Source organism: Rhizomicrobium sp. (assembly GCA_037200045.1).
In the GTDB taxonomy this organism is placed as follows: domain Bacteria; phylum Pseudomonadota; class Alphaproteobacteria; order Micropepsales; family Micropepsaceae; genus Rhizomicrobium.
The window spans coordinates 2591336-2616762 of the sequence record JBBCHM010000001.1; the positions used below are offsets into that span (position 1 = coordinate 2591336).

General features: G+C 67.4%; 30 protein-coding genes. 19 read left to right on the forward strand and 11 right to left on the reverse strand.

The annotated features are described in order from the left end of the window. Window positions 1-78: 78 nt before the first annotated feature. Window positions 79-690: a glutathione S-transferase family protein gene (locus WDM86_12535; protein MEI9990858.1), complete on the reverse strand. Its 612-nt coding sequence runs from the start codon at window positions 688-690 to the stop codon at window positions 79-81. Window positions 691-854: 164 nt separating this feature from the next. Next, window positions 855-2114, reverse strand: coding sequence for an adenosylmethionine--8-amino-7-oxononanoate transaminase (locus WDM86_12540; protein ID MEI9990859.1), 1260 nt, complete (start codon window positions 2112-2114; stop codon window positions 855-857). Between the two features lie 102 nt (window positions 2115-2216). Between WDM86_12540 and WDM86_12545 the strand changes: the two genes are divergently transcribed. The 5 genes from WDM86_12545 to WDM86_12565 all read left to right on the forward strand — a co-directional run bounded on the left by WDM86_12545 (window position 2217) and on the right by WDM86_12565 (window position 6469). Beyond that, the gene (locus WDM86_12545) at window positions 2217-3338 is read left to right on the forward strand and encodes an aminotransferase class I/II-fold pyridoxal phosphate-dependent enzyme (GenBank protein MEI9990860.1); all 1122 of its coding nucleotides are present in this window, start codon (window positions 2217-2219) and stop codon (window positions 3336-3338) included. After that, a complete protein-coding gene (bioD, locus tag WDM86_12550; GenBank protein ID MEI9990861.1) occupies window positions 3335-3997 on the forward strand; it encodes a dethiobiotin synthase in 663 nt (220 codons plus the stop codon). The genes WDM86_12545 and bioD overlap by 4 nt, the downstream gene beginning before the upstream one ends. A 77-nt stretch (window positions 3998-4074) precedes the next feature. Next, on the forward strand, window positions 4075-4395 hold the full coding sequence (locus WDM86_12555; GenBank protein ID MEI9990862.1) for a hypothetical protein: 321 nt from the start codon (window positions 4075-4077) through the stop codon (window positions 4393-4395). Further along, window positions 4395-5276 carry an MBL fold metallo-hydrolase gene (locus WDM86_12560; protein ID MEI9990863.1) on the forward strand — a complete coding sequence of 294 codons (882 nt, stop codon included), beginning with the start codon at window positions 4395-4397 and terminating at the stop codon, window positions 5274-5276. The genes WDM86_12555 and WDM86_12560 overlap by 1 nt, the downstream gene beginning before the upstream one ends. Next, window positions 5273-6469, forward strand: a complete 1197-nt coding sequence (locus WDM86_12565; protein MEI9990864.1) for an amidohydrolase family protein — start codon at window positions 5273-5275, stop codon at window positions 6467-6469. Before WDM86_12560 ends, WDM86_12565 begins: the two co-directional genes overlap by 4 nt. Window positions 6470-6491: 22 nt before the next feature. Here WDM86_12565 and WDM86_12570 read toward each other — a convergent pair whose 3' ends face one another. Continuing rightward, window positions 6492-6797: an NIPSNAP family protein gene (locus tag WDM86_12570; protein ID MEI9990865.1), complete on the reverse strand. Its 306-nt coding sequence runs from the start codon at window positions 6795-6797 to the stop codon at window positions 6492-6494. 68 nt (window positions 6798-6865) lie between these two features. Between WDM86_12570 and WDM86_12575 the strand changes: the two genes are divergently transcribed. After that, window positions 6866-7546, forward strand: a complete 681-nt coding sequence (locus WDM86_12575; GenBank protein ID MEI9990866.1) for a helix-turn-helix domain-containing protein — start codon at window positions 6866-6868, stop codon at window positions 7544-7546. Between the two features lies 1 nt (window position 7547). Here WDM86_12575 and WDM86_12580 read toward each other — a convergent pair whose 3' ends face one another. The 4 genes from WDM86_12580 to WDM86_12595 all read right to left on the reverse strand — a co-directional run bounded on the left by WDM86_12580 (window position 7548) and on the right by WDM86_12595 (window position 10677). Continuing rightward, window positions 7548-8324 carry a DUF1499 domain-containing protein gene (locus WDM86_12580; GenBank protein ID MEI9990867.1) on the reverse strand — a complete coding sequence of 259 codons (777 nt, stop codon included), beginning with the start codon at window positions 8322-8324 and terminating at the stop codon, window positions 7548-7550. Between the two features lie 11 nt (window positions 8325-8335). Continuing rightward, entirely contained in the window at window positions 8336-9970 is a 1635-nt protein-coding gene (locus WDM86_12585; protein MEI9990868.1) for a 3-(methylthio)propionyl-CoA ligase, read from the reverse strand. Between the two features lie 87 nt (window positions 9971-10057). Next, window positions 10058-10267 (reverse strand): helix-turn-helix transcriptional regulator, encoded by a 210-nt coding sequence (locus WDM86_12590; protein ID MEI9990869.1) that lies wholly within the window; start codon window positions 10265-10267, stop codon window positions 10058-10060. Further along, on the reverse strand, window positions 10264-10677 hold the full coding sequence (locus WDM86_12595) for a hypothetical protein (GenBank protein MEI9990870.1): 414 nt from the start codon (window positions 10675-10677) through the stop codon (window positions 10264-10266). The genes WDM86_12590 and WDM86_12595 overlap by 4 nt, the downstream gene beginning before the upstream one ends. A gap of 233 nt (window positions 10678-10910) precedes the next feature. On the opposite strand from WDM86_12595, the gene WDM86_12600 reads away from it, so the two are divergent. The 5 genes from WDM86_12600 (at window position 10911) to WDM86_12620 (ending at window position 15303) form a co-directional block, all read left to right on the forward strand. Then, entirely contained in the window at window positions 10911-11762 is an 852-nt protein-coding gene (locus tag WDM86_12600) for an alpha/beta hydrolase (GenBank protein MEI9990871.1), read from the forward strand. Between the two features lie 49 nt (window positions 11763-11811). After that, window positions 11812-13197 (forward strand): aminotransferase, encoded by a 1386-nt coding sequence (locus WDM86_12605; protein ID MEI9990872.1) that lies wholly within the window; start codon window positions 11812-11814, stop codon window positions 13195-13197. Between the two features lie 140 nt (window positions 13198-13337). Beyond that, window positions 13338-14651, forward strand: a complete 1314-nt coding sequence (locus WDM86_12610) for a S41 family peptidase (GenBank protein ID MEI9990873.1) — start codon at window positions 13338-13340, stop codon at window positions 14649-14651. A 50-nt stretch (window positions 14652-14701) separates the two neighbouring features. Then, the gene (locus tag WDM86_12615) at window positions 14702-15013 is read left to right on the forward strand and encodes a type II toxin-antitoxin system ParD family antitoxin (protein MEI9990874.1); all 312 of its coding nucleotides are present in this window, start codon (window positions 14702-14704) and stop codon (window positions 15011-15013) included. Further along, a complete protein-coding gene (locus WDM86_12620; GenBank protein ID MEI9990875.1) occupies window positions 15010-15303 on the forward strand; it encodes a type II toxin-antitoxin system RelE/ParE family toxin in 294 nt (97 codons plus the stop codon). Before WDM86_12615 ends, WDM86_12620 begins: the two co-directional genes overlap by 4 nt. 54 nt (window positions 15304-15357) lie before the next feature. Here the strand turns inward: WDM86_12620 and WDM86_12625 are convergent, their stop codons facing one another. Next, the gene (locus WDM86_12625; protein ID MEI9990876.1) at window positions 15358-15597 is read right to left on the reverse strand and encodes a hypothetical protein; all 240 of its coding nucleotides are present in this window, start codon (window positions 15595-15597) and stop codon (window positions 15358-15360) included. 246 nt (window positions 15598-15843) lie between these two features. On the opposite strand from WDM86_12625, the gene WDM86_12630 reads away from it, so the two are divergent. The 4 genes from WDM86_12630 to WDM86_12645 all read left to right on the forward strand — a co-directional run bounded on the left by WDM86_12630 (window position 15844) and on the right by WDM86_12645 (window position 19061). Further along, on the forward strand, window positions 15844-16482 hold the full coding sequence (locus WDM86_12630; protein ID MEI9990877.1) for a superoxide dismutase: 639 nt from the start codon (window positions 15844-15846) through the stop codon (window positions 16480-16482). A 235-nt stretch (window positions 16483-16717) separates the two neighbouring features. Next, window positions 16718-17926, forward strand: coding sequence for a rhomboid family intramembrane serine protease (locus WDM86_12635; GenBank protein ID MEI9990878.1), 1209 nt, complete (start codon window positions 16718-16720; stop codon window positions 17924-17926). Between the two features lie 41 nt (window positions 17927-17967). Continuing rightward, window positions 17968-18456 carry a MarR family transcriptional regulator gene (locus WDM86_12640; GenBank protein MEI9990879.1) on the forward strand — a complete coding sequence of 163 codons (489 nt, stop codon included), beginning with the start codon at window positions 17968-17970 and terminating at the stop codon, window positions 18454-18456. Window positions 18457-18632: 176 nt separating this feature from the next. Beyond that, window positions 18633-19061, forward strand: coding sequence for a MerR family DNA-binding transcriptional regulator (locus WDM86_12645; protein MEI9990880.1), 429 nt, complete (start codon window positions 18633-18635; stop codon window positions 19059-19061). A 1-nt stretch (window position 19062) separates the two neighbouring features. On the opposite strand, the gene WDM86_12650 is transcribed toward WDM86_12645, so the two are convergent. Then, the gene (locus WDM86_12650) at window positions 19063-19521 is read right to left on the reverse strand and encodes a PIN domain-containing protein (protein MEI9990881.1); all 459 of its coding nucleotides are present in this window, start codon (window positions 19519-19521) and stop codon (window positions 19063-19065) included. Further along, the gene (locus WDM86_12655; protein MEI9990882.1) at window positions 19511-19768 is read right to left on the reverse strand and encodes a type II toxin-antitoxin system prevent-host-death family antitoxin; all 258 of its coding nucleotides are present in this window, start codon (window positions 19766-19768) and stop codon (window positions 19511-19513) included. Before WDM86_12655 ends, WDM86_12650 begins: the two co-directional genes overlap by 11 nt. 96 nt (window positions 19769-19864) lie before the next feature. Here WDM86_12655 and WDM86_12660 point away from each other — a divergent pair, with 96 nt between their 5' ends. Further along, window positions 19865-20767, forward strand: a complete 903-nt coding sequence (locus WDM86_12660) for a crotonase/enoyl-CoA hydratase family protein (protein ID MEI9990883.1) — start codon at window positions 19865-19867, stop codon at window positions 20765-20767. Window positions 20768-21055: 288 nt separating this feature from the next. Further along, entirely contained in the window at window positions 21056-22057 is a 1002-nt protein-coding gene (locus WDM86_12665; GenBank protein ID MEI9990884.1) for a DUF4424 family protein, read from the forward strand. Between the two features lie 27 nt (window positions 22058-22084). Here WDM86_12665 and WDM86_12670 read toward each other — a convergent pair whose 3' ends face one another. Next, window positions 22085-22510 (reverse strand): Lrp/AsnC family transcriptional regulator, encoded by a 426-nt coding sequence (locus tag WDM86_12670; GenBank protein ID MEI9990885.1) that lies wholly within the window; start codon window positions 22508-22510, stop codon window positions 22085-22087. Window positions 22511-22703: 193 nt separating this feature from the next. On the opposite strand from WDM86_12670, the gene WDM86_12675 reads away from it, so the two are divergent. Together WDM86_12675 and WDM86_12680 are read left to right on the forward strand one after the other, a co-directional pair. Beyond that, complete coding sequence (locus WDM86_12675) at window positions 22704-23783, forward strand: saccharopine dehydrogenase family protein (protein ID MEI9990886.1); 1080 nt, start codon at window positions 22704-22706, stop codon at window positions 23781-23783. A 104-nt stretch (window positions 23784-23887) separates the two neighbouring features. Continuing rightward, window positions 23888-25372, forward strand: a complete 1485-nt coding sequence (locus WDM86_12680; GenBank protein MEI9990887.1) for an aldehyde dehydrogenase family protein — start codon at window positions 23888-23890, stop codon at window positions 25370-25372. The last annotated feature ends 55 nt before the right edge of the window (window positions 25373-25427 follow it).

Consider the following 25427-nt stretch of genomic DNA (forward strand, 5'->3'; position numbering starts at 1 on the left):
ATGTTAAGCATCTCCGTCCCCTCAAATGAGGGGAATTCTCGTCACATGCTTAACACCGGAACTTTCCGGTTTCCGGCATCAGGCCGTGGCGGACGGCCGCGCCTTCACGCGCTCGAACCAGGCGACGAGGTTCTTATAGTCCGGATTGATCGGCTGGCCGACCGCGGCGCCGAAGCCGAGGAAACCGAACAGCAGGATATCGGCGAGGGTGAAGCGGTCCCCGCACAGGAACTTTTTCCCCGCGAGCTGGCCGTCGAGCCATTTGAGGCGGTCCTGGGCGATCTTCTTGAGGCCGGCGGAGGCCTCCGGCGCGGTGGGGATACGGTCCTTGAAGAAGGCGTGGCCTTCGCCGAAGCGGAAGCCGTTGGCCAGCGGCTCGCAGATGTTGAGATCGACGCGGCGCGTCCACATGCGGGTCTCGGCCTTCTCCTCCGGCGTGGCGCCGATCAGCGCCGGCGTCGGATTCTTGTCCTCGATATATTCGCAGATCGCGGTGATCTCGGAGATGTAGCCGCCGTTGTCGAGTTCGAGCGTCGGCATCTGGCCGTGCGGGTTGCGCTTGAGGTGCTCCTCCTGGCGGTTCTCGCCCTTCATCAGATCGAGCTGCTGGATGGGAAGTGTGATTCCCTTCTCCGCCAGGAACATGCGCACGACATGCGGATTGGGTCCGATGGAATTGTAGAGCTTCATGAGGGCCTCCCCGAAATTTCGCCGGACGTTAAGTGGGAGCGCGATTTCGGTCAAACAGACCGTTAGGGAAGCAAATACCGTCCGATTGCGCGCAGCGCCGCGAAAGGATTCGCGCGGAGCCGCGGAGAACGCGGAGCGCCGCGTCCTCCGCGGCTCCGCGTGAGTCAATCGCCGAGGACGCGCACGATGGCGCGCGTCAACGTCGCCAAATCGTCCTCGCCGATGGTCAGCGCCGGGGTCAGGTAGACGATGTTGCGGAAGGGCCGCACCCAGACGCCCTGCTCGACCAGCCGCGCCTTCAATCCGTTGAGATCGTCGATGGCATCGAGCTCGACGACGCCGATGGCGCCGCGCACCCGCACGTCCCTGACGCGCTTCATGCTAAGGCACGGCCCGAGCCCCTTGGTCAGGCCAGCGCCGATATCGACGGCCTGCATCAGGCGGTTCTCCGCCTCGAACAGATCGAGCGAGGCGTTGGCCGCGGCGCAGGCGAGCGCATTGCCCATATAGGTCGGCCCGTGCATCAGCGCGTGCGCCGGATCGTCGGACCAGAAGGCGTCGAACACCTTGGCGGTGGCAAGCGTCGCGGCAAGCGGCAGCGCGCCGCCGGTGAGCGCCTTGCCGACCGTCATGATGTCGGGCGCCACCTGCGCGGCTTCGCAGGCGAACATCGCGCCGGTACGGCCGAAGCCGGTGAAGATCTCGTCGAAGATCAGCAGCAATTCGTATTTGTCGGCCGCCGCGCGCAGGCGGCGCAGCACATGCTCGTCGTGGAACAGCATGCCGCCGGCGCCTTGGACCAGCGGCTCGACCAGGATGGCGGCCAACTCGTGGGCGTGGCGTTCGAGGAAAGTATCGAAGGCGGCGGTTGACTCCTCGTCGCGCGGCAAGCCGATCACATGGTGCTGCGGCAGGAGGCCGGCGAAATGGCTGTGCATGCCCTCGTCGGGATCGCACACCGCCATCGTGCCGATGGTGTCGCCGTGATAGCCGCCGCGGAAGGCGAGGAACTTCGTCCGTCCACGGATGTTCCGGTTCAGCCAGTACTGCACCGCCATCTTCATCGCGACCTCGACCGCGACCGAGCCGGAATCGGAGAAGAACGCTCGCGCCATGCCGCCGGGCGCCACGGCGCAGAGCCGCGTCGCCAGCGTCAGGGCCTGCTCGTGCACCAGCCCGCCCAGCATGACATGGGGCATCTTCGCCGCCTGGGCGGCGATGGCGCCGGCGATGTGCGGATGGTTGTAGCCGTGCACGGCGGTCCACCAGCTCGCGATACCGTCGACCAGCTCGCGCCCGTCGGCGAGCACGATGCGCGTGCCGTGGGTGCGGTCCGCCGCCAGCGGCGGCCGCGCGGTTTTCATCTGCGTATAGGGCAGCCAGATATGCGGCAGGCCGGCGGTGTACCAGGAGGGATCGGTCATCGCGTCTGTATAAGCACTACCGCAAAGCGGCGTCATCCGTTATCGACATCGCCACCCCCTCACCCCGACCCTCTCCCCAAAAGGGGGAGAGGGGGAGTTCTTATGTCCACCCTCGACGCCTTCGCCCTCGAAAAACTCGCGCAACTCGAAGCGGCGCAGCGGCGGCGCACGCTCGCCGAAACCGCGCGGGAAGACGGGGTGTGGGTGACGCGCGGCGGGCTGCTGCTGCTGTCCTTCTCGTGCAACGACTATCTCAACCTGGCGCGGCATCCGGCGGTGAAGACCGCCGCCATCGCGGCGGTCGAGCGCCACGGCGCCGGCGCGGGCGCCTCGCGCCTCGTCACCGGCAACCACCCGCTGCATGCCGAGCTGGAGACGCGGCTGGCGCGGCTGAAGGGAACCAAGGCCGCCTGCGTGTTCGGCTCCGGCTATCTCGCCAATGCCGGGATCGTGCCGGCGCTGGTCGGCAAGGGCGACCTGCTGCTGGTCGACGAGCTGGCGCATTCCTGCCTGTGGGCCGGGGCACGCCTGTCGCACGCGAAGGTCCTGACCTTCCGCCACAACGACGCCGGTCACGCCGAGGACTTGCTGCATGCTCATCGCGCGGCGCACGCCCACGCGATGATCGTGACCGACACGGTGTTCTCGATGGACGGCGATCTGGCGCCCGTCGCCGGCTTGTCGGCGCTGGCGCGCAGCCACGATGCCTGGCTGATGACGGATGACGCGCATGGCCTCGCCGTGGTCGAGCCTGACGCGCGCGCCGAGCTTCAGATGGGCACGCTGTCCAAGGCGCTGGGATCCTATGGCGGCTATCTGTGCGCCTCGCGCCCGGTGATCGACCTGGTGAAGACCCGCGCCCGCACGCTGATCTATTCGACCGCCTTGCCGCCGGCCAGCGTCGCCGCCGCCATCGCCGCGCTGGAGGTGATCGCCGCCGACCCCGCGCTTGCCACGCGGCCATTGCAAAATGCGAGAGAGTTCACGCGCCTGCTCGATCTTGCGCCGGCGCAAAGCCCTATCGTGCCGATCGTGCTGGGCGCCGAGCGCGCCGCGCTGGACGCCTCCGCATTGCTGGAAGAAGAGGGCTTCCTGGTCACCGCGATCCGCCCGCCGACGGTGCCGGCCGGGACGGCGCGGCTGCGCCTGGCGTTCACCGCCGGCCATCCGCGAGACGAGATCGCCCGGCTCGCCCGCGTGCTGCGCGAGCGGGTTCTGGCATGAGCGCGTACTTCGTGACCGCCACCGGCACCGATATCGGCAAGACCTTCGTCACCGCCGGCCTGATCCGCCATCTGCGCAGGCTGGGAAAACCCGTCGCCGCGCTCAAGCCACTGGTCAGCGGCTATGACGACGCATCGGCCGTCGCGAGCGATCCCGGTGCGCTGCTTGACGCGCTGGGCGAGGTGGCGACGCCCGATGCCGTGGCGCGGCTGGCGCCCTGGCGGTTCGCCGCCCCGCTCTCGCCGGACATGGCGGCGGCGCGCGAGGGCCGCGCCATCGACTTCGCCGCGCTGGTCCAATTCTGCCGCGCGGGCATGGCGGCGAACACTGGCACGCTGTTCATCGAGGGCGTCGGCGGGATCATGGTGCCGCTCGACGGCACGCACACCGTGCTCGACTGGGCGGGCGCGCTCGGCCTGCCGCTGATCCTGGTCGCCGGTTCCTATCTGGGCACGCTCAGCCATACGCTGACGGCGCTCCGCGTCATCGCCGCCGCGAAGCTCGACGTGGCGGCGCTGGTCCTCAACGAGAGCATCGGATCGGCCGTGCCGCTGGGCGAGACCGCGGCCACGCTGGCGCGCTTCGCGCCGAAGGTTCCCATCGTCGCGCTGGCGCGCGGCACCAGCGATTTCGCGCCGCTCGCGGCCCTGCTGAAATAATATTTCCCGCCCCGCCTGTTGCGGCCAGGGCCGGTCTCCCCCATCTATGGCGCGCCTCTGGGACAGACGGGAACGGCTTGCGCAAGGTGCTTCTATTGACGCTGGGTTGGGTGCTGACGATCTTCGGCGCCGTCTTGTGCGTCACGCCGGTGCCGGTGCCGCTGATCGGCCTTTTGCCGCTCGGCGCCGGCCTGGCGTTCCTGATCGAGAATTCGCGTACCATGCGCCGCGCCATCCAGCGCATGCGCCATCGCGTGCGCTGGTTCTCCCACATGCTGGAGCATTTCACCCATCGCGGGCCCAAGACGCTCGGGCGCATCCTGCACCGCTCGCACCCGGCGCCGATCGCGCGCAAGGAACGCTTCGATGCGCGCGGGCAAACGGAGAACAAGGACTGATGGCCATTCCCTTCGTCCGGCAATTCGATCCACGTTATGGCGAGGAGGTGCGGGTGACGCCGCGGATCAGCCGCCTCGTCGCGAACAATCCCGGGCCGTTCACCTTCATGGGCACCGGCGTCTACATCGTGGGCGGAAAGGAGGTCGCGGTGATCGATCCCGGCCCCGACCTGCCCGAGCACATCGAGGCGCTGAAGCGCGCCCTCGATGGCCGGCGCGTCAGCCACATCCTGCTCACCCACACCCATACCGATCACTCGCCGGCGGCCGGGCCGCTCAAGCAATGGTCGGGGGCGCCGACCTATGCTTTCGGGCCGCACGGCTCGGGCCGCGACGACGGACCGAAAGTCGAGGCCGGCGGCGACATGGATTTCGTGCCCGACATCCGCGTGACCGACGGCGAGATCCTGCGCGGCGACGGCTTCACCCTCGAATGCGTCTACACGCCGGGCCACACCTCGAACCATATGTGCTACGCGCTGGCCGAGGAGAAAGCCCTCTTCACCGGCGATCACATCATGGGCTGGTCGACCACAGTGGTGACGCCGCCCGACGGCGACATGGCGCAGTACATCGCGAGCGTGGAAAAGCTCCAGGCCCGCGACGACGCCATCCTCTATCCGACCCATGGCGCGCCGGTGAGCGATCCGGGACCCTTCCTCGCCGCCTATCGCGAGCATCGCCTGGACCGCGAAGCCCAGGTGCTGGCGAGCATCGCGGCCGGACGCGACACGATCCCGGCCATGGTCGAGCACATGTATGCCGATGTCGACAAGCGCCTGCACCCCGCCGCGTCGCGCTCGGTGCTGGCGCACCTGATCAAGCTGGAGCATGAGGGCCGGGTCGTGAACACCGGCGGCATTTGGCGCCTCGCCGCGTGAGCATCGCGCTGCATTCCGCCCGCCTGTGGAGCGCCGGCGACGGCGTGCGCGAGGGGCTGTCCGTTCTGGTCGAGGGCAACCGCATCGCCCGCATCGCGCCGCGCGGCGAGATCGGGGTGGCGGATCAGGTCGTCGAACTTCCCGGCTGCACGCTGCTGCCCGGGCTGATGGATCTGCATTCGCATCTCTTCCTGCATCCCTACAACGAGACGCCATGGGACGATCAGGTGCTGAAGGAGGCCGAGGCCTATCGCACCGTGCGCGCGGTGAACCATGCGCGGGCGACGCTGGCGGCGGGCTTCACGACGCTGCGCGATCTCGGCACCGAGGGCGCCGGCTATGCCGATGTCGCCCTGAAGCGCGCCATCGCGGAAGGGCTGACGCCCGGCCCGCGCCTGCTCGTGGCCGGGCCGGCCATCGTCGCCACCGGCTCCTACGGCCCGGCGCGGCGCAATTTCCGTCCCGATTGCTGCTTTCCACAAGGCGCCGAGGAAGCGAGCGGCATCGACGCGGTCGTGCGCGCGGTGCGCCACCAGGCGGCGCATGGCGCGGACTGGATCAAGCTCTATGCCGATTACCGCGCCGGGCCGGACGGCGAGACGGTGCCGACCTTCTCCATCGACGAGATGCGCGCCGCCTGCGACGCGGCTCATTCGCTCGGCCGGCCGGTGGCGAGCCATGCGACCAGCGACGAAGGCATGCGTCGTTCGGCGATCGCCGGCGTCGATACGATCGAGCATGGCTATGGCGGCACGCGGGCGACTTTCGATCTGATGCGGCTGAAGGGCATCGCCCTGTTGCCGACGCTGATGGCGGCGACATCGATCAGCCTCTATCGCGGCGATCATGTGCCGGGCGGGCCCGCCAGTCCGCGCATGGCGCAGGCGGCGAATGCGTTCCGCCTGGCGCGCGAGGCCGGCGTCGTCATCGGCTGCGGCAGCGATGTCGGCGTCTTCGCGCATGGCACCAATCTCGACGAACTGATCGCGATGGCCGGGCTCGGCATGAGCGCCGACGAGGCGCTGACGGCGGCGACGGCGGTGAACGCGCGCATCCTGCGCCGCGAAAACGATCTTGGCCGCGTCGCGGAGGGCTTCCTCGCCGATCTCATCGCCGTGAACGGAGATCCCACGGCCGATCTCGCGGCGCTGGCCAAGCCGGCCTTTGTGATGACGGATGGCATGTGGCGGTAACCTCTCGCGCAAGCGGGAGAGGTTATTCCACCTTGCGCAGAAAGCTGCGTTCCTCGCTCAGGATGAAGCATTCGTCTTGCGCGAAGCGGAAATTCGCCAGTGCGTTTTCGTCGGCCTTCAGCCGGGCGCGATACTGCTCATAGGCCGCCAGGCTATCGAACGAGATCAGCGCCAGCGCGATGTTGTCTGTCCCCTCATGCGGCATCCAATAGCCCACGAGATCGCCGCCGCAGGCCGGGATGATCGTCAGCCATTTTTTGGCATAAGCCTCGAACGCATCGCGCTTGTAGGGATCGAGCACGTATCGGATGCAGCAGGTCACGGTCATGGCGGTCTCCTCGAATGGACGAAGGCTACGCCATGGACGCGCCGCCATGCTTCGACTAGGATCGAACCATGAAATCCGGCCCCGACATCGCGCCCGTCGCCGCCCTGCTGGGCGATCCGGCCCGCGCCAATATGCTGACCGCGCTGCTCGCCGGCCGGGCGCTGACCGCCGGCGAATTGGCGCGCGAGGCCGGTGTCACGGCGCAGACCGCGAGCTCGCATCTTGCCAAGCTGACGCAAGGCGGGCTGGTCGTGCCGCGCCGCCAGGGGCGCCATGCCTATTACGCACTCGCCGGCGCCGAGGCGGCGGCGCTGCTCGAGACGCTGCTGCGCTTCGCCGATCGCACCGGCCACCGCCGCACGCGCACCGGCCCGGCCGAGCCGGCGCTGCGCCGGGCACGGGTCTGCTACGACCATCTGGCCGGCGATCTCGGCGTGGCGCTGTTCGACGGATTGCTGGCGCGGGACCTGCTGGTGCGGCGCGGTGAAGAACTGGCGTTGTCGCGCAAGGGCGAAGCCTTCGTCCGCGACTTCGGCATCGATCTCGACGCCGCGCGGCTGGCGCGCCGGGCGCTGTGCAAGGATTGCTTGGATTGGAGCGCGCGCCGCAGCCACCTCGCTGGGGCGCTCGGCGCCGCGCTGCTGGACCGCCTCTACGATCTGGGCTGGGCGAAGCGCGAGCGGACCAGCCGCGCCGTGACGTTCACGCCGCCGGGACTTCGGGCGTTCGAAAGAACGTTCGCGGCCTAGCCTACCGCACCGCCTGCAGATAGCCGCGCACCAGCGCCGCCGCGGCGCCGGCGTCGTTCACGCCGGTGCGGCTCTTGACGCGGATGTCGAGGCAGGCGCCGTACTTGCCGGCTTCCCGCACGCGGATCGCGACGTCCTGCTTGAGGCCGAACCAGAAGCTGGTATGCACCGCCTCGATCGTGCCGTCCTTCTCGTCGAAGGCGACGATGGCGAAGCCCAAATCCTTGGCGCGCTGGAAGGCGCGCCAGAACAGCGTCGCCTGCTTGTGCTGGTTCACCGCGCCCAGCAGCACGCAATAGGGCTTGATGTCGGGATAGGCCTTCTTCTGCGCCGCCGCCACGGTGGTGCGCTTGCCGCCGACCGTGATGATGTTGGCGCCGTCATAGTCCGGGCCGTTTTCGGCGCCGGCCCGCAGCGGCAGCAGCGCCACGAACAGCGGCGGAAATTCCGGATTGGTCGAAACATCGTGGATCGGCGGCGAGAACAGCGTCAGCCGAAGCTGGTTGAGCGGCACGAACACCACCAGGAGCGAGCCCGCCAGCCCCAGCACGCCGAATTTCCATCCGGCGCTGTTGTTGCCGCCGAGCGCGCGCGCCAGCCACAGCCCGCCGATCACGGCGCCGGCGAGGGCCAGCAGGAACCCCGGCGCCAGAATCTTCAGCCCCGTCGCATAGTCCCACCAGCCCAGCCGCGTGCCGTAGGACGCGCCGAGCGCGACGACCGCGCCCGGCACGAAACACACAAGCGAGACGAGGGCCGCGGCACGTTGGGATCGCATGGGGCGTCAGGCTACTCCGCGGCGGTGGGCAGGCGATAGGCGGTGAACTGTTCGCGCAGCGCCGTCTTCTGGATCTTGCCGGTGGCGGTGTGCGGGATGTCGGCCACGAACTGCACGTCGTCCGGCATCCACCACTTAGCGATCCTGCCCTTCAGATAATCCAGAATCTCCTCCCCCGTCGCGGTCTTGCCGGGCTTGAGCACCACGATCAGCAGCGGCCTTTCGTCCCATTTGGGATGGCGCACGCCGATCACCGCGGCCTCGGCCACGCTCGGATGGCCGACCGCGATGTTCTCGATCTCGATGGAGGAGATCCATTCGCCGCCCGACTTGATCACGTCCTTGGAGCGGTCGGTGATGGTCATATAGCCTTCCGGATCGATGGTGGCGACATCGCCGGTGTCGAACCAGCCCTCGGCGTCGAACGCCTCGGCGCCTTCGCCGCGGAAATAGCCGGACGCGACCGCCGGCCCGCGCACCTTCAGGCGCCCGAACGCCTTGCCGTCATGCGGCAGGGTGTTGCCGGCGTCGTCGGTGATCTTCATCTCGACGCCGAACACCGGATGGCCCTGCTTGGCTTTGTAGTCGAGCTGCTTGTCGTAGGGCAGCTCCGCGATGTGCGGCTTGAGGGTGCCGAGCGTGCCGCACGGGCTCATCTCGGTCATGCCCCAGGCATGGATCACCTGCACGCCGTATTTGGTCTCGAAGGTCTCGATCATCGAGCGCGGGCAGGCCGCGCCGCCGATCAGCACGCGCTTCATGTGCGGCAGCGTCTTGCCGGTCTGTTCGAGATATTGCAGCAGCGCCAGCCACACGGTCGGCACCGCCGCGGTCATCGTCACCACTTCGTCGGTCAAAAGCTCGCAGATCGAATTGCCGTCCATCTTCGGCCCCGGCATGACCAGCTTGGCGCCGACCATCGGCGCGACGAAGGCGATGCCCCAGGCATTGGCATGGAACATCGGCACCACGGGCAGGATGGCGTCGCGGCCCGAGAGGCCCTGCGCGTCGGTCTGCGCCACCATCAGCGTGTGCAGCACGTTGGAGCGGTGGGAATAGAGCACGCCCTTGGGATTGCCCGTCGTGCCGGAAGTGTAGCAGAGGCCGCAGGCATCCTTCTCGTCGACCTCCTTCCATTTGTAGGTGCCGCTGGCGCCGGCGATGAACTCCTCATAGGCCACGAGGTTGGGGATCGCGGCTTTCGGCAGGTGCGCCGCGTCGGTCAGCGCGACATAGAGCTCGACCTTGGGCAGTCTGGGCGCGAGCTGCGCCACCAGATCGGCGAAGGTGATGTCGAAGAACAGGACTTTGTCCTCGGCGTGGTTGGCGATGTAGACGAGCTGGTCGGGGAACAGGCGCGGGTTCAGCGTGTGATAGACCGCGCCGACGCCGGTGATGCCGTACCAGGTCTCCAGATGCCGCCAGGTGTTCCAGGCCAGCGTCGCGACCCGGTCGCCGGGCCGGATGCCGAGCCGGTCGAGCACCTCGGCCACCTTGCGCGACCGCGTGGCGATCTCGCCATAGGTGGTGCGGTGGATCGGCCCTTCGACCGAGCGGCTGACGATCTCGCGGTCGCCATGCCAGATCGCGGCATGGTCGATGATCTTGTGGACCAGCAAAGGCCAGTCCTGCATCTGCCCGAGCATGGGGCGTTCCTCCTATATCTCTGGTGGGCATCTTAGGAACCGCGAGTGGGACGGGCAACGCGGCGGCGCGCGAGGCCGAAACCGCCGTCAGGTGCGATCGGGATCGATCCCGTCCTCGAAGATCGCCTCCACCGGCTGGCCGAACAGCCGGGCGATGCGGAAGGCGAGCGGCAGCGACGGATCGAACTTGCCCGTTTCGACGGCGTTGACGCTCTGGCGGGCGACGCCGAGGCGCTCGGCGAGCTCGGCCTGGCTCCAGCCCTTTTCGGCGCGCAGGACGCGAAGGCGGTTCTTCATCCCAGCCAACGCCGATAGGCGCCCACCGCCAGAAATCCCATGAGCTGGGCCACGAGTAGGCATTCCATGCCCAGGACAAAATAGATTTGCGGATGATCCAGGCGCGCCGGCAGTAACGGGAAGGGCACCAGGTGCCAACTCAGGACGATCATGGCCGGAACCATCGCGACCACGGCGCCCAGGCTCCCCCAGAACCACGCGGTCTTGTGGGTCTGAAGCATCACCTCGTCCGCGTAGCGGTAGGCGACGAACCCCAGCGAGGCGCAGCCCATGGTCAGGATCGCGAAGGCGGCGGCCTTCGACCACGACACGCCGGGCGGCATGGCATGCGCGATGACGAACAGGCCAAGCAGGAGGATGCCGATCGCCGCCGACGCAGCGCCCCAATAGCCCTTCCAGGAATATCGCATATCAAGTGTCCTTGTCGAAAAGACAAGGAAACATGACATATCGCGGACCGATATGTCAAGTGAACTGGACAGATCTCGCCGGCGCCGGCGTCCGGCCGCATCGCGCTTTGCCGCTGCCGGACGACCGCCGCGAACTGGCGCGATCACGGGGGAAGCGCGTGGAAGACGACGGTGGCGGCCGGATTTCGCGGCGGAAAGGCGCTAGGGTGGCGCCCCATCGAAACGGAGCCTCCATGTTCGTCACCGTCAACGGCGCACGCCTCTTCTTCGACACGGTCGGCGCCAAGCTTTCGCCCGAGAGCGAGCGGATGGCGGAGAAGCCGTCGCTGATCGTGATGCATGGCGGGCCGGGCTTCGATCATTCGACCATGCGGCCCTATTTCGACCGCTTCGCCGACACGCATCAGGTGATCTATATCGACCATCGCGGCAACGGACGCTCGGGCGGCGAACCCGCGACCTGGAACCTCGCCCAATGGGGCGACGACGTGAAAGGGCTGTGCGACGTCCTCGGCATCGAGAAGCCCTTGGTGTTCGGCCAGTCCTTCGGCGGCATGGTGGCCATCGCCTATGCGATCCGCCATCCCGGGCATGCGTCCAAGGTGGTGTTCTCCTCGACCGCGGCGCGCATCCATCTGGACGAGACCTTCGCCATCCTGGAATCGCGCGGCGGCAAGGAGGCGCGCCGGATCGCCGAGGCGTTCTGGCTGAAGCCCGACGACGCGGCCTTCGCCGACTACATACGGGTGTGCATGCCGCTCTACAATCCGCCGAACACGCCGGCCGCCGACCAGGCGGCGGCGCGCCGCCGCGCCATCATGAAGCCGCAGGTGACGCGCTATTTCTCGCTGGGCGAGATGCTGACGATGGATATGCGTCCCGGTCTCGCGAAGGTGACCTGCCCCGCGCTGGTGCTGGCCGGCGGCTACGATCCGATCACGCCGGTGAGTTGCGCGCGCGAGATCTTCGACGCGCTGCCGGTGGGCGTGCGGCGGCTCGAGCTCTTCGAGAATGCCGGCCACGGCGTCTATCGCGACGAGCCCGAGCGGGCGGAAAAGCTGCTGCGCGGTTTCTTCGCGGCTTGAGCGGGCCGCCTCTGGTATAGAAGACGCCCGTCTTCGTCCGGAGTCCGCCATGCCCCTTTCCAATGCCCAGATGCGCGACGTCGAGAGCGTCCTGCACCCCTACACCAATCTCGTGAAATTCCGCGAGACCGGTCCGATGATCATCGAGCGCGGCCAAGGCGTGCGCGTCTATGACGAGAGCGGCAAGGACTATATCGAGGCGATGGCGGGGCTGTGGTGCACCGCGCTCGGCTGGGGCGACAACGAGTTGGCCGAGACCGCGGCGGAGCAGATGAAGAAGCTGTCCTTCGGCCATCTGTTCGGCGGCAAGAGCCACGAGCCGGCGATCGCGCTGGCCGAGAAGCTGAAGGAGGTCGCGCCGTTTCCGGTCGGCAAGGTGTTCTTCGCCAATTCGGGGTCCGAGGCCAACGACACCCAGGTCAAGCTCTACTGGTATGCCGCGAACGCGCGCGGCGAGACGAAGAAGAAGAAAATTCTTTCCCGCACCAAGGCCTATCACGGCGTGACGCTGGCGAGCGCCTCGCTCACCGGCCTCGCCAACAATCACCGCAGCTTCGACCTGCCGTTCGACTTCGCGCGCTTCGCCGAATGCCCACACTATTACCGCGCTGCCGAGCCGGGCGAGACGGAGATGCAGTTCTCCGCCCGCATGGGCGCGAACCTGGATGCGCTGATCGAGAAAGAAGGCGCCGACACCATCGCCGCGATGATCGCCGAGCCGGTGATGGGCGCGGGCGGCGTGATCGTGCCGCCGGAGGGCTATTTCGACCAGGTGGTGCGCGTGCTGGAGAAGCACGGCATCCCGCTGATCGCCGACGAGGTCATCACCGGCTTCGGCCGCACCGGCAACTGGTTTGGCTCGGCGACCTACGGCTTCGAGCCGGAGAGCATGTCGATCGCCAAGGCGCTGTCGAGCGCCTATCTGCCGATCAGCGCGGTGCTGTTGTCGCCGGAGCTGTCGGAAATCGTGGAGCAGGAATCGGGCCGGATCGGCACGTTTGGACACGGCTTTACGTACAGCGGCCATCCCGTCTCCGCCGCGGTGGCACTCAAGACCATCGAGATCTATCAGCGCCGCGATCTGGTCGGCCATGTCCGCCATGTGGCGCCGCTGTTCCAGAAGCGGCTGCGCGCGCTCGGCGAACATCCGCTGGTCGGCGAGGCGGTCGGCGTCGGCCTGATCGGCGCCATCGAACTCGTCGCCGACAAGGCGACGAAGCGGAATTTCGAACCGGCGAAACAGGCCGGCGCGACGCTCGGCAACTTCGCGCAGGACGAGGGCTTGATCGTGCGCCCGCTGCTGGGCGACCGTGTCGCGCTCTGCCCGCCGCTGGTGATCACCGAGGCCGAGATCGGCGAGCTGTTCGACCGTCTGGAGCGTGCCCTCGCCAAAACGCTCGATTGGGCGACGCGGGAAAAGCTGATCGCGGCCTGACCATCGCGTCGATGCAATAGTTCCATGCTTCGCGCCGCTTGCCCAATGGTGTGTAATTCTGTAAGCACTTACATAACGGTGGATTTCGCACGCCTGAGGCGCGGAATTGCCCTTGTCTAAGATCGAAGGAAGGAACTCGCATGGCCAATCTCGCCAGACGGATGGCCGTCGGGGCCGCGCTGTTGTTTTGCGGTTGCGCGCGGGCCGCCGCGCCGGCCGCCCTGACGCCGGCCCAGGACCACGCGGTGATCGACGCGGTCGCACGCCTGGTGTCCGCCCATTACGTGATCCCGGAAAAGCGCGACGGCATCGTCGCCGAGCTGCGCCGGCGCGAGGCCGCCGGCCGCTACACCATCGCCAACCCGGCGCAATTCGCGCAGATCCTGAGCGACGACATGGTCGCGATCGCGCAGGACCGGCACATGTGGTTCGACTACGACCCGGCCGCCTACCAGGCCGCGCTGTTGCCGCGCGACGCCAATGACAGCGATCCGCTGTCCGACGCGGCGTCGGCGCGCGACAACCAGGGCTATGAGGAGATGCGCATCCTGCCGGGCAATATCCGCTATGTCCGGCTCGCCGGTTTCGAATGGAGCGGCGAGGCCACCAGCAAGGTGATCGCCGACGTCGCGCGCTTCCTGCATGGCGGCGACGCCATCATCCTCGACATCGCGGGCAATGGCGGCGGCGCGGGCGAGGCGGTGCAGGCGCTGGCGAGCTATTTCCTGGCGCCCGACGGCCGCGTGCTGATGAACTTCCACGACACCTTCGAAGGCAAGGACTATGCGACGCGGGTGATCGACAAGCTCGACGGGCCGCGGCTCACCGGCATTCCGCTCTACGTCCTGATCAGCGGGCGCACCGGATCGGCGGCGGAGGAATTCACCGCCCATGTCCGCTATTTCAAGTTCGGCACGCTGGTGGGCTCGAACACGGCGGGCGCCGCGAACAACGATCATGTATTTCCGGTCGCGCCCTTCTTCGTGCAGAGCATCTCGATCGGGCGGCCCGAGCATCCCGTCATGCACGGAAATTGGGAGGGCACCGGCCTGGCGCCGGACATCGCCGCCGCGCCCGGGCAGGCGCTGGCGCAGGCCGAAATCGTGGCGCTGACGGCTCTGCGCGCCAAGACGACCGACACCGCGCGCCGCGAGGACTATGACTGGGCGCTCGTCGCCGCCAACGCCGCGCTGCATCCGGTGCGGCCGGACCCCGCCGTCCTCGCCGCCTATGCGGGCAAATATGGGACGAGGAAAATCTGGCTCGCCGACGGCGTCCTGATGTACCAGCGCGAGGGCCGCGAGGCGACGGCGCTGACCCCGCTCGCGGATGACCTTTTCGCTATGGCCAGCACCGCCGAGGTCCGGGTGCGCTTCCGCCGCGACGGCGGCCGGATCACGGGCTACGACACGCTCAGCCCCGACGGCCAATCCATCCCCGTGCCGCGCGATTGAAGGGCGCGCGCCGGTAGGATAAAGTAGCAACTCTTCCTACCGGGTGTGTCATGGCCAAGGTCCGGAAAATCTCCATCGCGCTGCCGCAGGAAATGCTCGACGACATCCGCTATGCGGTGGATTCGGGGCAGTACGCCTCGGCCAGCGAAGTCGTGCGTGAAGCGGTGCGCGAGTGGAAGGGACCGAAGAAGCATCCCTTCCCGCCGAACTATCCCTATGTCGACAACATCGATGATCTGCGCCGCATGGTGCAGGAGGGGATCGCTTCGCTGGATCGCGGCGAGGGGATCCCGGCGGAGAAAGTCTACGCCGAGATGCGCGCGCGCATTCGAGAGGTGGCGCGCTCCAAGAAGCGCAAATGACGAAGGTCATCTATGCGCCGGCGGCCGAGTTCGAGCTTGTCGAGATCGGCGGATATATCGCGCTCGACAGCGAGCGCAACGCGGAAGCGTTCGTGACGAAACTTCGGGAAAAGGCCACCCGAATTGCCCTCAACCCGCGCATCTATCGCATGCGAGACGACCTGTCGCCGGGATTGCGTTCGGCGGCGCTCGGAAACTATCTGATCTTGTTTCGCATCGTCGCTGGCGGCATCGAAGTCGCCCGCATCGTCCACGGCGCGCGCGATCTGCCGCGGCTGTTCGAGAAATAGGCCGCGCGCGCCGGCACCTCTCTCGGCACCGGTCCGCGCTGCCGGGGCCCGCCGTCAGGCGATGACCGGTTGCCGGTCGGCGAGCAGCCGCGCCGCCAGCGGCCGCGCTTCCATCCCGATCTCGGGCCGGCGATAGACCAGCTCCTTGCCGTTCCAGACTTCCAGCGTGTGGCACTGGGCGGGCTTCATCGCATGCGCCAGGATCTTGGCGCGCATCTCGCTCTCGAACTGGACCGAGAAGGCACAGGCGAGCGAACCGTCTTCCTCGAGATAGCAGATTTCATAGGCCGGCATGTTCAATCCTCCAACGAAGCACCCCGCTGGCGCACCGGTTCTCTATCGCGCGGCCGTGTAAGTCGAGTGACAATCGCGGCCACGAACATCACGAAGTTTCCACGACTGTCGCGGCTTGGTGAAGAATTCGGTAAGGCACGGAACGGACCGCGCCGTCGCGTCTTATCTTGCAAGGCGCCGCAGCGGATATCGCATCCGCGCGGCCGCTGTCGTCAATCGAGTTGTCGTCAATCAAAGAGGCCTGCCATGACCGGACCCTTCTCGCTCGCGCCGCTGCCGTGGGGCGAAGCCGCGCTCGAACCCGTGATCTCCGCCCGCACGATCGGGTTTCACTATCACAAGCACCACAACACCTATGTCGAGACCCTCAACAAGCTGGTCGCCGGCACGCAATATGCCGATCTGCCGCTGGAGCGCGTCGTGCAGGCGACGGCCGGCGCGGCCGACGGTTCCAACGAGAAGAAGGTCTTCAACAATGCCGGTCAGGTGTGGAACCACGATTTCTACTGGCGTTCGCTGTCGCCCAAGCCCGGCAAGCTGACCGGCAAGCTGGCCCAGGCGGTGGAGCGCGATTTCGGCTCGGCCGACGCGCTGGTGGAGAAGCTCGCGACCGGCGGCAAGGAGCAGTTCGGCTCCGGCTGGGTCTGGCTGGTGTCGAAGGGCGGCAAGCTCGCGGTCGAGAAGACCGCCAATGCGGCCTCTCCGATGGCCAAGGACGTCAACTGCCTCCTGACGCTGGATGTGTGGGAACACGCCTATTATCTCGACTATCAGAACGAGCGGCCGAAATATCTGGAGGCTGTGCTGGCGAAGCTGATCGACTGGAATTTCGCGGCCGAGAACCTCGACAAGGAAGACCACGCGGTCCGCGCCGCGGCGGAGTAAGTCGAACGCGGGAATTGAAATGCTGGCTGTCATCCCGGCCAAGCGATGCGTGAGCATCGCGCTGAGCCGGGACTCATGGCCCAGCGTCTCGATGGGTCCCGGTTCTCGCTGCGCTCGACCTGGATGACAGAAGTTGGTTTGCTGCCCACCGCATGCTTTACGCGCATTCACCCTCTTCCTTCATGGTCCGTGAATGAAGCTGCCGTAACCTTCGCCGCCTGGGCAGGAATCCGCGATGGCGGCGACATTCGGCAAGCGTTCGGTGCAGACGGCGATCCCTCGCATGACAGCGATGGCGCCGGCGCGCGCGCCCGTCGTCGCGGCGCCGGCCGCCGTGACGCTGCCCCGCGTGGAAGCGCCCACGATCCGCTTTCCCGCGGTCACGATCGGCCTGCTGGTTCTGCTCACCCTGGTTTTCATGTGGGAGGTGCATGCCGCGCCCGTCCTGCATCGCGGGATGTCGCCCAGTGTCGGCGCGCTGATCGGCTTCGGCGCGGTCGACCGCGCGCTCGTTCTGGACGGCGGCTGGTGGCGCATCCTCACCGCGCCGCTGCTGCACGCCAATCTCGGCCACCTGCTCTCCAACGGCGTCGTGCTGGGCCTGATCGGTTTCATGCTGGAGCCCCTGATCGGCCCGCGCTGGTTCGCCGCGATGTATGCCGTGGGCGCCATCGGTGGCTCGCTGTGTTCGATCGCGCTCAACGCGGCGAACCTTCCGGCGGTCGGCGCCTCCGGCGCGATCATGGGCGTGCTTGCCGGTGCCTTCTTCTGCGGCTCCAGCGCCAAGGCGGGGCCGAAGGGCCGCAAGATGCAGACTTGGGCGCTCAGGCTGATGCTGCCGGCGCTCATTCCGCTCGCCGCCAATTCGCATGTCGATTACGCAGGTCATCTGGGCGGCGTATTGGCTGGCCTCGCCATGGGCGTGCTGATGCACATGGCCTGGCCGCGCGGCGCGGAGCGGCCGGAGCTTGGCGGCGCCGCCGCCACGGTCGGCGGCGCGGTGCTGGCCGGCGGGCTGCTGGCCCTGCTGCTTATCCCGCACAGCGCCGTGACCGCGGCGGTCGCCGCCGGGGCGCCCTCGACGCTGATGCCCGAGGAGCAGGTCCCGGAAATCGCCACGGTGACATCCGACGGTGCCCGCGATTTGCTGGCGCGCTATCCGCACGACCCGCGTGCCCATCTGCTGCGCGGCTACGCCTTCCTGCGCGACGACCACGATCTCGCCGACGCCGAAGAGCAGTTCCACCAGGCGCTGGCGAGCAAGGACGTGGCCGGCCTCGATCCGGATTTCGCCAAGACCGTCACCGTCCTCCTCGCGCTGACCGTCGCCTATGAGAACCGCCCCGACGAAGCCCGGGCGCTGGGCGCGCCGCTCTGCGGCTTCGCGGCGCAGCGCCTGCCGCAGATTTCCGGCAATCTGCGCGACAAGGGCATCTGCGCGTAGCCGGCTTTCGCGCCCGCCATGCGTCCTGTAAGTCCTTACCCATGACCGACTATGTCCGCCAGAAGGGTACCGCCGCGTTCGGCACGCGGCTGCGGCGCCTGTCCGACCGCCTCGACCGCCAGGTGCTGGCGGTCTATCGCGAGCACGATTCCGCCTTCCAGCCGCGCTGGTTCGCCGTGGTCGGCGCGCTGCGCGAGAAGCAGGGTCTCACGGTCGGCGAGCTGGCGGCGCTGCTCGGCATCACCCATGCCGCCGTCAGCCAGTTGCGCGGCGAATTGGTCGCCGCCGGGCTGGTGCGCGCCAAGGCCGATCCCGCCGACGGCCGCCGCCAGCTTCTGGAGCTGTCGCCGAACGGTAAGCGCGCGGTGGCGCGGCTCGAACCTTTGTGGGCGGCAATAGGCGCGGCCACCAGCCAGCTCGTGGCCGGCGCCGCGCCGCGCCTGCTCGACGACATCGGCAAGCTCGAAGCGGCGCTGGACGAGACGGAGCTGGCCGAGCGGGTGCGCGCGGTGCTGGCGAGGTCGTCCTGACCCCCAATCCGGGTACGCCTTTGAAATAAAATGGCAATCCCGGTCCGAAACGGCACATGAAATATTCGCGAAGCGCTTGACGTTGACGTAAGCGCCGTTCCACTATCCGCGAACTGAGAAATTGTCAGGGAGATCGGGCGACAAGGCGCCAAGCCGAGCGACCCGAAAGGGAGACCATGAACCACGTAAACCGCACCTACAGCATTCGCCAACTCACCAAGGAATTCGACGTCACCGCGCGCACGCTGCGCTTCTATGAGGACGAGGGCCTGATCGCGCCGGAGCGGCGCGGCCAGACCCGGATCTATGGCAGCCGCGACCGCGTGCGCATCATCCTGATCCTTCGGGGACGGCGCGTCGGCTTCTCGCTGAACGAGATCCGCGAGATCCTCGATCTCTACGACACGCACCACGATGGCGGCGTGACGCAGACGCTGCACGCGCGCAAGAAGTTCGAGGAGCAGCTCCACAAGCTGGAGCGCCAGAAGGTCGACATCGAGGATTCGCTGACCGAACTGAAGCGCGCGATCTCCACGATCGACGACGCCATTTCGAAGGGCCAGCTCGCCAAGCCGGTGCACGCGCACCAGGTCGCGGCGGAATAGGCTACGGCGCGAGCGCGGCGGTGGCCGCCGCGCTCAGGCCGGCCGGCCCGAACGGATGGCGCACGGTGATGGCGCCGAGCTTGGCGCCGTCCTTCATGTCTTCGCTGAGAAGCGTGGCGCATCCCGCTTCGGCGGCGGAGGCGAGCAGAACCGCGTCCCAATAGGAAAAGCGGCCCGCCATCGCTTCGCGGGCGGCGATGCGGTGGGCGTCTTCCGTCGCGGCGAACGTCGCGAATGTCGAAAGATAGGTCAGCGCCGCGCGACCGGCGTCCGCGTGCATCAATATCTTCTTGCGCGTCGCCGCCGTGAAAAACTCGCCCATCGCTTGCAGGCCAAGCATGCAGTCGCGCGAAGCGGCGTCAACCACGATCCGTTGCGCAACGGCCTGTTTCCGCGGATCGCGCGGATCATGAAAGTAGACCAGCAAATTGGAGTCGAGCGAAAAGCGCCTAGCGCTCATGCATCTCGTCGCGTGTAAGCTTACGGCCCTTCGACGGACGCGCACGCTTTGCGATCTCGAACATCTCCTTCAGCGCGGCCTCCTGTTCGGGCGTAAGCACGCGCACGGCGCTCTTCTTCTCGGCGGGATGGATCTCGACGGCCAGTTCGCCATGCCGGTAGACCGAGACGGGCTCGCCGGTCTCCTGCACCTCGCGCACGAGCTGCGAGAAACGCTGGTTCGCCTCCCTGAGATTGACCTTCCGCATCCTTGCTCTCCAATGTAGCACATATGTAGCACAATCTTGCCCATGCGGCAACCGCCGCGTCGGCTATGCTCGCGCCAGAAGCAAAAGGAACGCGCCATGGCCTACAAGGAAATCCTCACCGACATTTCCGAGAACATCCTCACCATCACGCTCAACCGGCCGGAGAAGCTCAACGCCTTCACCGCCACGATGATGAACGAGCTGATCGACGCATTCCGCGCCGCCAATGCGGACGACGAGGTCCGCTGCATCATCGTCACCGGCGCCGGCCGCGCTTTCTGCGCCGGCGCCGATCTTTCGGCCGGAGCGGCCACCTTCGACGCCACCAAGCGCGCCGACCGGCCGGAGCGTAACGCCGGCGCGCCCGACGCCAAAGACTTCAACTGGTCCGACGAGCGGGTGCGCGACGGCGGCGGCCGCGTGACGCTGGAGATCTTCGAAAGCCTCAAGCCCGTCATCGCGGCGGTGAACGGCCCGGCCGTCGGCATCGGCGTCACCATGCTGCTTCCGATGGACATCCGCATCGCATCCGAGACCGCGCGCTTCGGCTTCGTGTTCTCCCGCCGCGGCATCGTGCCGGAAGCGGCGTCGAGCTTCTTCCTGCCGCGCATCGTCGGCATCGCCCAGGCGCTCGCCTGGTGCTTCTCCGGCAAGGTGTTCGACGCGGCCGAGGCGCTGAAGGGCGGGCTCGTCAGCGAGGTCGTGCCGCCGGACCAGCTCCTGCCCCGCGCCAGGGCCATCGCGCGCGAGATCGCCGACAACACCGCGCCGGTCTCCGTCGCGCTGATCCGCCAGATGATGTGGCGCGGGCTCGGCATGGATCACCCGATGGAGGCGCATAAGGTCGACAGCCGCGGCATCTACTCGCGCGGCGCCTCGGGCGACGTGAAGGAAGGCGTGGTCGCCTTCCTGGAGAAGCGCCCGGCGAAATTCCCCGACATCGTCTCCAAGGACATGCCGTCCTATTACCCGTGGTGGAGCCCGCGCAAATATTCTTGAGTTTTGATGGGTCACGCGGAGACGCGGAGAACAAATCTCCGCGGCTCCGCGTGAATCGGACGTTGCGCCGACGGTCCTGGCCCGTGCTAATGTCCCGAACCAGAAGTTTGCTGAATTCAAAATAAATTGGGTGTCATGGCCCGCGAATGCGGGCCACCCAGGTGAAATCTGCCGCGGTGGTGCGGATTTCAACTGGGTCCGCCGCATTCGCGGCGGATGACACTGAGTGCCGCGAATTTCAGGTTAAGGACACTGGCGTCGAATCGATCTTCGAGGGGGGAAATTCCGATGATGCGTAGGATCGGCACATGCGCCGCTTTGGCTTCGCTCGCTCTCGCTCCCGCCGCGCTGGCCGACGACAGTTCGGCGATGCTCGGCGCCGGCGGCATCGTGCTGACCAAAAGCGCCGACATCCGCATGGCGAGCGAGGATCTGTTCCTCAGTCCCCAGGCGGTGAAAGTGCACTACGTCTTCGCCAATGACGGCGCCCAGGACATCGACACCATCGTCGCCTTCCCGCTGCCCGACATCGACAATTACGAATATTCGGAATCCCCCATCGGCACCACGCTCGACACGACGCCGAATTTCGTCGGCTTCAAGCTTCTGGTCGACGGCAAGCCGGTGAACGCGACGGCGGAGGTGCGCGCCATCCAGAACGGGCGGGACGTGACGGCCCAGGTACTGGCCGCCGGCGCGCCGCTCGATATCGTGATCGGCGGCGGCTACGACAAGCTGCAGAAGCTGTCCAAGGCCGCGCGCGCCAGCCTGATCAAACAGGGCCTGCTCGAGGGCGACGACACCTACACCCACGCCAAATGGACGACGACGACGAAATATTGGTGGAAGATGCATTTCCCGGCCCACGGCACGGTCGCGGTCGACCACACCTACCAGCCGGTGACCGGCCAGACCTTCTTCACCACCAATGCGCTGAGCGACAAGGACGAGTACGCCGGCTACACGAAGGACTACTGCATCGACACCGGCACGCGGGCGGCGATCGCCGCCGGCTTCGCCGCGCTGAAGAAGGCGGGCGGCAATGACGGCATGTTCAACCAGTATACGACGCAATTCGTCATCAAGACCGCCAACAATTGGAAGGGGCCGATCGGCCGCTTCCACCTGACGCTCGACAAGCTGAAGCCCTCGAACATCCTGTCGCTGTGCTGGTCCGGCAGCCTCGTCAAGACCGGCGCGACCCGGTTCGAATCGACGCTGACGGATTTCGCGCCGAAGGCCGACATCAAGCTCCTGGTGCTGGAACAACCGGCGCCGGGCCAGCAGTAGAGTTACCCTCCCTCAAGGAGTGGGTCGTCACCGGCTGAACTTCTCGCTCAGCACGATCGACGACACGGTGCGCGCCACGCCGGCGGTGCGGCCGATGCGGTCGAGCAGGGCGTCGATCCGCGCCGGCGTCTCGGTCTCGGCGATCGCGATCAAATCGAAGCTGCCCGCCACCGCCGCCAGCGAGCGGACCTCCGGCATCTTCTTCAGCTCCGCCGCCACCCGGTCGGCGCGCTTGGGATCGCTCGCGATCATCACCACGGCGCGCAGCTTGGCCGCGTCCGCCGCGTCGGAGAGGCGCACGGTATAGCCCTTGATGGTGCCCTCGCGCTCCAGCCGCGCGATGCGCTCCTGCACGGTGGAGCGCGCCAGCCCCAGCTTGCGCGCCAGCGAGGCGGTCGGCTCGCGCGCATTGGCGCGCAGCAAAGCGACGAGCCTGGCGTCGGAATCGCGCATGGGTGAAATCCGGCGAATTGCCGGAGAACCCTGCGATTCGCCGGAAGGAAATGCAAGCCTCGGCGCATTGCCGTCTGCGAAACGTCGTTCTCATCCTTCACACTTCGTCATCGCCCGGCTCGTCCGGGCGATCCATTTTTGCTGCCAATTGGATCGCCCGCATGCGCGGGCGATGACGGCTTTGGAGGTGCGTATGAAAAACGTCATGCTGGTCGGTGGCGGCAAGATCGGAATCGCGATCGCCGCGCTGCTGTCCGAAACGGGCGATTATCGCGTGACGGTCGCCGACCGCGACGCCGCCTCGCTGGCGCGCATGCCCAAGACGAACGTGACGACCCGCGTCGTCGAGATCGCCGACGCCGCGTCCTTCGCGCGGGAGGTCAAGGGCCATGACGTGGTGCTCTCGGCCACGCCCTATCATCTGACCGCCATCGTCGCCGAGGCCGCCAAGACGGCCGGCGCGCACTATCTCGACCTGACCGAGGACGTCGAGTCGACCCGCACCATCAAGCGCCTGGCGAAAGGCGCCGACACCGCCTTCATTCCGCAATGCGGCCTCGCCCCCGGCTTCATCTCCGTCGTCGCCGCCGACCTCGCCAAGAAGTTCGACAGCCTGCGCGAGGTGCAGATGCGCGTCGGCGCGCTGCCGGAGTTTCCGACCAACGCGCTGAAATACAATCTCACCTGGTCGACCGACGGGCTGATCAACGAATACTGCAATCCCTGCGAATCGATCCGCGACGGCCGGCGCGGCGAAGTCCCGGCGCTCGAAGAGCTGGAGGAATTCGCGCTCGACGGCACCGAATACGAGGCGTTCAACACCTCGGGCGGCCTGGGCACGCTGTGCGACACGCTCGACGGCAAGGTGGAGAACCTGAACTACAAGACCGTGCGCTATCCCGGCCACCGCGACATCGTGAAGATGCTGGTGCGCGATCTGCGCCTCGGCCTGCGCCGCGATGTGCTCAAGGACGTGCTGGAGACCGCGATCCCGATCACCTATCAGGACGTGGTGCTGATCTTCGTCACGGTGTCGGGCCTGCGCGAGGGCCGCCTGACGCAGGAGAGCTACGCCAGGAAGATCTACGCGCAAAAGGTCGGCGGCCGGCTGATGAGCGCGATCCAGATCACGACCGCGGCGGGCATCTGCGCGATGTGCGACATGCTGGTGGGCGGCAAGCTCCCGCAGAGGGGTTTCGTGCGCCAGGAAGAGGCGAGCCTCGCCGACTTCCTCGCCAACCGCTTCGGGCGGTATTATGCGGGCGGCGCATAGAAAGGGGCGCGCGGAGACGCGGAGTGCGCGGAGGCCCTCCTCCGCGTTCTCCGCGTCTCCGCGTGAATCCGTTTCGCTTCGGCAAATCGAATAGCGGGTCACACATGCACGACGAATTCCTCTCCCATTTTCGCATCGAACCCACCGGTTCGCACATCGTCCGCTCGCCCATCGACGGCGCCGAGATCGGCCGTGTCGCGTTCGACGACGCCGCCTCGGTCGAGACCAAGATCGCGCAGAGCGCCATCGCCTTCCGCGCCTGGCGCGACGTGCCGGCGCCGCGCCGCGGCGAGTTGGTGCGCCTGTTCGGCGAGGAATTGCGCGCCAACAAGGACGCGCTCGGCCGCCTCGTCACGCTCGAAGCCGGCAAGATCGGCCAGGAAGGCCTCGGCGAAGTGCAGGAGATGATCGACATCTGCGATTTCGCGGTCGGCCTGTCGCGCCAGCTCTACGGCCTCACCATCGCCTCCGAGCGCCCCGGCCACCGCATGATGGAGACCTGGCATCCCGCCGGCCCGGTCGCGGTGATCTCGGCCTTCAACTTCCCCGTCGCGGTATGGGCGTGGAACGCGGCGCTGGCACTGGTCTGCGGCGACAGCGTCTTGTGGAAGCCGAGCGAGAAGACCCCGCTCACCGCGCTCGCCGTCCAGGCGCTGTTCGAGCGGGCCGCCAGGCGCTTCGGCGACGCACCGGCGAACCTCTCGCAGGTCCTGCTCGGCGAACGCGATGTCGGCGCGGCGCTGGCGAGGGACGCGCGCATCCCCGTGGTCAGCGCCACCGGCTCGACGCGGATGGGCCGCGACCTGGCGCCGGTCGTCGCGGCGCGCTTCGGCCGGGCGATCCTCGAACTCGGCGGCAACAACGCGATGATCGTGGCGCCGTCGGCCAAGCTCGATCTGGCGGTGCGCGCCATCCTGTTCGCCGCGGTCGGCACCGCCGGCCAGCGCTGCACCAGCCTGCGCCGCCTCTTCGTGCATGACAGCGTCTATGATCGTCTCGTGCCGGCGCTGAAGTCGGCCTATGCCAAGCTCGCCATCGGCAGCCCGCTCGCGCCGTCCACCCTGGTCGGCCCGCTGATCGACAAGGCGGCGTTCGACGCCATGGAACGCGCCCTCGCCGCCGCGAAGGCGGAGGGCGGCCGCGTCACCGGCGGCGGCCGCGCCCTGGAAGGCGAATTCCCGAACGCGCACTACGTCCATCCCGCCATCGTCGAGATGCCGGCGCAGACGCCGACCGTCGCCCGCGAGACCTTCGCGCCGATCCTCTATGTGATGCGCTATTCGGATTTCGACGCGGCGCTGGCGCTGCACAACGCCGTGCCGCAGGGCCTGTCGTCCTGCATCTTCACTCTCGACATGCAGGAGGCGGAGCGCTTCCTGGCCGCCTCGGGCAGCGATTGCGGCATCGCCAATGTGAACATCGGTCCGTCGGGCGCCGAGATCGGCGGCGCTTTCGGCGGCGAGAAGGAGACCGGCGGCGGGCGCGAGAGCGGCTCGGATTCCTGGAAGGCCTATATGCGGCGCCAGACCGCGACCATCAACTATTCCAACGCCTTGCCGCTCGCCCAGGGGATCGAGTTCGGGGTGTAGCATTCTTTCGTCATCGTTCGGACAAGCCGGGCGATGACGGTTTTGAGGCGAGGGA